This is a genomic window from Paenibacillus popilliae ATCC 14706 (assembly GCF_000315235.1).
GTDB classification, from domain to species: Bacteria; Bacillota; Bacilli; order Paenibacillales; family Paenibacillaceae; genus Paenibacillus_B; species Paenibacillus_B popilliae.
The window spans coordinates 20,827-27,070 of the sequence record NZ_BALG01000464.1 but is presented as its reverse complement, the minus strand read 5'-3'; the positions used below and the strand labels follow the sequence as shown (position 1 = coordinate 27,070).

The following is a 6,244-nucleotide window of genomic DNA, read 5'->3' as shown; positions in this document are numbered from 1 at the left end:
CCCATATGATGAGTGTCTCTTTGAATTTTTGATTTAAGCATCATGGTATACGCTATCATACCAGTAGCAATCTGTTTTTTTTCCTTTACGACAATACTTATATTTCACTGTATAGTACCCCCCAGCAGGGTCGTTTTTATCTGCAAGAACTCTATGTTCATCTTTACACCAGCCCACATGATCCCATCCCTTAGGACAGTCTCCTGTTGCTCCACGGTGGTTCCTTACCAGCGGTGTAGATGAGTCCTCCGAGAGTTTAGCAGTACCGTAGCATTGCGTAATATCTTCCGTTGTCGGTGTAGAAAGGGTAGCAAATGCAGATTGTGACATAACCGTCATAGAAGTAACAATGGAGGTCAAAATAATCATCTTTTTGAATCTTCTCATTTTATTCATCTCCTAATATGAATTTGGTCAAATTATCCGTGTCTATAAATTATGTCTAGAATATTCTACCATGTAAAAATATTGAAGTCAACTGGTTTGAAGCAAGGATGGAATGGTATATGGCTGGATGAAGAAGTATGGCAATGAACCGGAAATCGTTGTAGCACAAGCCTTTAAATCCGAAGAACATCAATTGCGTGAAATGCAAAAGCAGATCCGGGACTTGCAAGAGGAGAACGAAATCTTAAAAAAAGCGATGCACTTCTTCGCGAAAGACCGTCGGTAAAATATACATTTATCCATGAATACCGCTCCGAGTACCGACTGGAGAAGATGTGCCATGTACTGCGAGTATCTCGTAGCGGGTACTACAAATGGAAGAGTCGTCCTGAGAGTGAACGAGAGCGTCAGCACAAGGAATAGATCGATCAGGTCAAGGAAGTCTACGAGCAATCCCGAAGGCTCTACGGCAGTCCCAAGATCACCAGTAAGCTCCGTCAGCAAGGTGTGGAGATCTCCGAACGAACGGTGACAAGGATCATGAACAAGCAGCAATGGCGATCCAGAACCGTCAAAAAGTATAAGGCCACAACGAACTCCAAACATAACCTTCCGGTGCAAGAAAATGTATTAAACCGGGAATTTACGGCAAGCAAGCCCAATGAAAAATGGGTGACAGACATGACCTACGTCGGGACGGAGGAAGGCTGGCTGTACCTGGCGAGCGTCATGGACTTGTACTCCCGCAAGATCGTCGGCTGGCACATGAGCAACCGAATGACGAAGGAATTGGTGCTGCAGGCGCTGTGGCAGGCTCACGGCCGTCAGCAGCCCGATGGTGAGGTATTGCATCATTCCGATCGCGGCAGCCAGTATGCCTCCCATGATTACCAAAAGCAACTTAAGGTCTACTCCATGATCGGGAGCATGAGTCGTAAAGGGAACTGCTACGACAATGCGTGCATTGAATCGTTCCATAGCATTATCATGACAGGCGTCCGTTTTGTGGTACACCTACGCTGTCAGAAGATGAACTCCACACAAAAAGACGCCCCTTGCTGGGACGTCTCCACATCGTTTTATGCCGTGTTATGCCATAGGCATTGCGCTCGTATCATCATTATTGCAGTTCCTGCGCCTCTTGCCCTTCTTCCTCCTCGATTAGCCCAGCGAACAAGGCGTGAACGAACTGCTCGGAATCGAATTCCTGCAGATCCTCCATCTTCTCGCCCAACCCGACCAGCTTGACCGGGAGGCTCAGCTCCTGGCGGATTGCGATAACGATGCCGCCCTTGGCGGTTCCATCCAGCTTCGTGAGCACGAGGCCGGTAACGCCACCCTTCTCGCCGAAAAGCTTCGCCTGGCTGAGCGCGTTCTGGCCTGTCGTCGCATCGAGGACCATAAGCACTTCATGCGGCGCATCCGGAATCTCGCGGCGGATCACGCGGAAAATTTTGTTCAACTCTTCCATCAGGTTCGTTTTGTTCTGCAGACGACCGGCAGTATCGCACAGCAACACATCGACATTGCGCTGCTTCGCTGCCTGAACGGCGTCATACATGACTGCAGCCGGGTCCGAACCGGCTTGCTGCTTGATGACCTCTACGCCGACGCGCTGACCCCATACTTCCAACTGCTCAATCGCACCGGCACGGAATGTATCTCCGGCCGCAAGCAGCACAGACTTGCCTTCCTGCTTGAAACGATAAGCCAGCTTCCCGATCGTCGTCGTCTTGCCGACGCCGTTCACACCGACGAACAGAATGACGGTCATTCCGTCCGGATTCATGTTCAGCTTGTTCGATTCGTCGCCGCCTAGCAGCTCGTTCAACTTCTCCGACAGTACCGGCTGCAGTTCCGCTGTGTCCTCGATTTTGCGCTGCCGCACCTCGACGCGCAAGTCGTCAATCAGGTTCATGACGGTTGTGACGCCTACGTCCGCGCCGATTAGAATCTCTTCCAGCTCTTCATAGAAGGCTTCATCAATCTTTTTACGCCGCGTAATCAGATCCGAGACTTTCTCGACCAATCCTTTGCGCGTTTTCTCCAAGCCTTCCTTGAATTTGGCCGTAACCGATTCGGTCTTGGATGCGATGTTTTCCTTCAATTTTTTGAAAAAACTCATAGCTCCCCCGCTCCTTATGCAATGATAGCTTCTTCATCCTCCAGCTTGACGGAGACCAGCTTGGACACGCCGCCTTCCTCCATCGTCACGCCGTAGAGCACATCCGCTTCTTCCATCGTGCCTTTGCGGTGCGTAACGACGATGAACTGGGTCACCTCCGCAAATTCGCGCAAATACTGGGCAAACCGCGTCACATTGGCTTCATCGAGCGCGGCCTCGACCTCGTCCAACACGCAGAACGGCACCGGCTTCACATGCAGGATGGCGAATAAGAGCGCCATGGCCGTCAGCGCGCGTTCCCCGCCGGATAACAGTTGCAGATTTTGTAGCTTCTTGCCGGGAGGCTGCGCTACGATATCGATGCCGGTCTCCAAAATGTTGTCCGGCTCAAGCAGCACCAGATCGGCGCGTCCACCGCCGAACAGCTTGGCGAAGACGACAACGAACCGCCGACGAATCTCATCAAAGGTCGTTTTGAACCGCTTCGACATCTCGTCTTCCATCTCGCGGATGACTTGGTATAGCGCCGTTTTCGCTTCGATCAGATCGTCTTTTTGCTCGTTCAAATATTGATATCTTTCATTGATTCGTTCGTATTCTTCAATCGCTCCGAGATTGACTTCTCCGAGCGCAGCGATCTGGCGCTTCAGGCCGCGCACTTCCTGCTGGGCCGTCTCGATATCGTCGAGCATAGCATAGCGATGCTTCGCCAGCTCGAAGCTAATCTCGTATTCGTCGCTCAGCTTGCGCAGCAGATTGTCGAGCTCGACATCCAACCGATTCGCCTGGATCTCGGTCTGACGCATCGCCTCTTCCACCTGCTTCAACTCGGTGCGCTGCTCCTTCGTATCGCTCTCGGCAAGCTCCAGCCGCTCCAGGGAAGCGGCGCGATCCGTGCGCTTGAACTCGATCTGCTTCCCGGCCTCCTGCTTCTTCACGCCAAAATGATTCAGATCCTCCATCTGCTTCATCGCTTCGCGCTCGGCCGTCTCGAGATCGATCTGCACTTGAATCAGGCTCTGGGTGAGCTGCGTATATTCCTGCTCATAGCCCTGGGCCTCTTCCTCTACCCGCTTCAAGCGCTCCTGAAGGGAGAACGTCTCTTGCTCCAGCTTGCCCTGGCGAACCTTCATGTCGGTCAGTTGGGTTTGCAGTTCCTCCTTGGCCGATTCGTTCGCCTTGCGCGCCGATTCGGCCCTCTCGATGGCGACGTGAAGACGATCCTCCTCGATCTTCAGTTCAGACAGCCGCAGCTCCGCCGTTCTGCGCCCGGACTCCAGCGTCGTCATTTCCTCGGCTGCATGGGCCAGCTCCTGACCTTCCATCTCCAGCAACTGAGCTAGCTGCAGCTCTTCCTTCTCCAGTTGGATCTGTTCGCTCGCCAGTTGCTGCTCGCTGATTCGCTTGCTCTCGCCCTGCTCGCGCAGATCATCCAGCCGCTTGACGGCCGCAGCCGTCCGCTTCTTCAACTCGGCAACCGACTCGTTCAGCTTCGCTAACTGCTTGTCCGTCGCTTTGATATCGGCGTCGAGCTGTTCGAGCTGGCGCTTGCGTCCGAGCAGATTGGCATTCTTCTTGTTCAGACTGCCCCCGGTCATGGAACCGCCGGCATTGACGACGTCGCCTTCGCGGGTCACGATGCGATAGCGGTATTGCAGGCGGGCCGCAATCCGGTTCGCATCCTCCAGCGTCTCCGCCAGCACGACATTACCGAGCAGGCTTCCGACCACATTCGCATAGGCTTTGTCGCTGCGTACCAGATCGGCAGCGATTCCAATATATCCTCCGGCACCTTCCACGGCCCGGCGGTCCGACTCATTCATCGACCGGTTCCGGATGACATCGAGCGGGAGGAATGTGGCCCGTCCCAGCTGCCGCTGCTTCAGGAACGTGATGGCCGCCCTGGATACGACTTCATTTTCCATGACGATGTGTTGCAGCGCCGCGCCGAGTGCGGTCTCGACCGCAGTCTCCAGCTCTTCCGGCACCCGGATTAGCTCGGCTACCGCGCCGTGAACGCCCTGTAGGCTGTTGCGCCGGGCCGCCTTGAGGACCTCCCGGACCCCAAGCATGAACCCGTCGTAATCATTCGCCAACTCCTTCATCGTGTCGCGACGTGAGACGAGCGCATCGGCTTGCTGCTGCCATTTGCGAGCCGCTTGCTCGGTCTCGCCAAGCAGCGCTTCATCCTTCTTCAACTGCTCGCTCTCCTGCAAATATCGGTTCCGTATGTAGGCGAGATCCTCGGTCATCGTCTCCATGCGCCGCTTCGCATCTTCCATCCGCTTGCGCAGATCCGCCTGCTCCTGCTCCCGCTTCGTACGGCCCTGCTTCATCTTGTACAGCCGCTTGTCCAGCGCTTCCTTCTGCTGGTCGTAATAACGGATATCGTTGCGCTGTTGGGCCATCTGGTTCATCATGTCGAGCAGTTCGCCCTTCAAGCTCTCCTCCGCATCGGAGCTCGTCTTGCCGGTTACGCCGACAAGCCGCGCCTCCTCCGCATGAATAAGCCCCTTCGTCTCGACGAGCTCGCTTTCCAGCGACAGCAGCTTCTCGCGGACAGCCTGAACCTCCAGTTGCTTCGTCCGCATTCGCTCCGATGTCGTCGCCAAGCTGGCTCGCATCTGCTGCTCATTTGCGATCAGGTTGCGCTTCCGCTCGCGGAGCACCTCGCCCTGGCCCTCGCACTTCTCATACTCCTCGCTGTAATGCAGCAGGGTTGCCTGCAGCCGCTCCAGTTCTTCCTCCAGCTTGCGCAGTTCGACCCGGTGCACTTCCAGCTTCGAATCATGCTCGCTTACGACCGTGGACAACGCCAGCTCCCGTTCCTTGAGCTCGGACAACTTCGCATTGGCGTGCTGCCAGGAAGTGTGCAATTGCTCGATCTGATGAACGTAGACGGCGATTTCCTTCGTCTTCAACCATTCCTTGAGTTGCTTGAAGTGGCGCGCCTTCTCGGCCTGCTCCTTGAGCGGTCCAACCTGATCCTCCAGCTCCACAACCAGATCGTGAATGCGCAGCAGATTCTGCTCGGTATCGTCCAGCTTCTTCTTCGCATCCCGCTTGCGGGACTTGTACTTTACAATGCCGGACGCTTCCTCGAAAATACCGCGTCGATCTTCCGAACGTGTACTCAGAATCTCTTCGATCCGGCCTTGCCCGATAATGGAGTAGGCTTCCTTCCCGATGCCGGTATCCATGAACAATTCCGTAATATCCTTCAAGCGGCAGGGCTGTTTGTTGATAAAATATTCGCTGTCCCCTGGGCGATGAACCCGCCGTGTGACCGTTACTTCATGGAAGTCCAGGCCGAGCGTCTCGTCACTATTGTCCAACGTCAGCGAAACTTCCCCGAAATTCACCGCCTTCCGCGCATCGCTGCCTGCAAAGATAATGTCCTCCATCTTGCCGCCTCGCAGCGATTTGGCGCTCTGTTCGCCGAGCACCCAGCGGATAGCGTCTGAAATATTGCTTTTGCCGCTGCCGTTCGGGCCGACGACACCGGTAATTCCCTGAACGAACTCCAACTCCGTTCGGTCCGCGAAGGACTTAAAGCCCGTCAGTTCTAGCCGTTTTAAGAACATCGTTCCTCATTCACCTCAATGTTTATTGTACCATATCGCGATCCGAATCAGCCCTCTCCATCCGGTTGTCCATGCAGTCAGACCAAGCCCCTGCTCTAGACAAAGAAAGAGCAAAAACCAGCTTGTCACGGAATGGCATCCGTGCCGT

Annotated in this window: 4 protein-coding genes and 1 pseudogene; 2 read left to right on the top strand and 3 right to left on the bottom strand. The window is 54.7% G+C overall.

Annotated features, from left to right (window positions below):
• Nucleotides 1–33 precede the first annotated feature (33 nt).
• Nucleotides 34–387 carry an ATPase gene (locus tag PPOP_RS21360; RefSeq protein WP_093471119.1) on the bottom strand — a complete coding sequence of 118 codons (354 nt, stop codon included), beginning with the start codon at nucleotides 385–387 and terminating at the stop codon, nucleotides 34–36.
• A gap of 112 nt (nucleotides 388–499) precedes the next feature.
• Here PPOP_RS21360 and PPOP_RS23100 point away from each other — a divergent pair, with 112 nt between their 5' ends.
• Complete coding sequence (locus PPOP_RS23100; protein ID WP_006288189.1) at nucleotides 500–673, top strand: hypothetical protein; 174 nt, start codon at nucleotides 500–502, stop codon at nucleotides 671–673.
• A gap of 137 nt (nucleotides 674–810) precedes the next feature.
• Nucleotides 811–1,362 (top strand): annotated as a pseudogene (locus tag PPOP_RS26210) (IS3 family transposase); the annotation flags it as partial.
• A 145-nt stretch (nucleotides 1,363–1,507) separates the two neighbouring features.
• Here the strand turns inward: PPOP_RS26210 and ftsY are convergent.
• Together ftsY and smc are read right to left on the bottom strand one after the other, a co-directional pair.
• Entirely contained in the window at nucleotides 1,508–2,512 is a 1,005-nt protein-coding gene (gene ftsY, locus PPOP_RS18395) for a signal recognition particle-docking protein FtsY (protein ID WP_006288187.1), read from the bottom strand.
• A gap of 14 nt (nucleotides 2,513–2,526) precedes the next feature.
• Nucleotides 2,527–6,096, bottom strand: a complete 3,570-nt coding sequence (gene smc / locus PPOP_RS18390) for a chromosome segregation protein SMC (protein WP_006288186.1) — start codon at nucleotides 6,094–6,096, stop codon at nucleotides 2,527–2,529.
• Between the last annotated feature and the right edge of the window lie 148 nt (nucleotides 6,097–6,244).

What these genes read in the sequence shown, in the direction of transcription:
- smc (WP_006288186.1), bottom strand. Translation starts at nt 6,096, where the DNA reads ATGTTCTTAAAACGGCTAGAACTGACGGGCTTTAAGTCCTTCGCGGAC.
- PPOP_RS23100 (WP_006288189.1), top strand. Translation starts at nt 500, where the DNA reads ATGGTATATGGCTGGATGAAGAAGTATGGCAATGAACCGGAAATCGTT.
- ftsY (WP_006288187.1), bottom strand. Translation starts at nt 2,512, where the DNA reads ATGAGTTTTTTCAAAAAATTGAAGGAAAACATCGCATCCAAGACCGAA.
- PPOP_RS21360 (WP_093471119.1), bottom strand. Translation starts at nt 387, where the DNA reads ATGAGAAGATTCAAAAAGATGATTATTTTGACCTCCATTGTTACTTCT.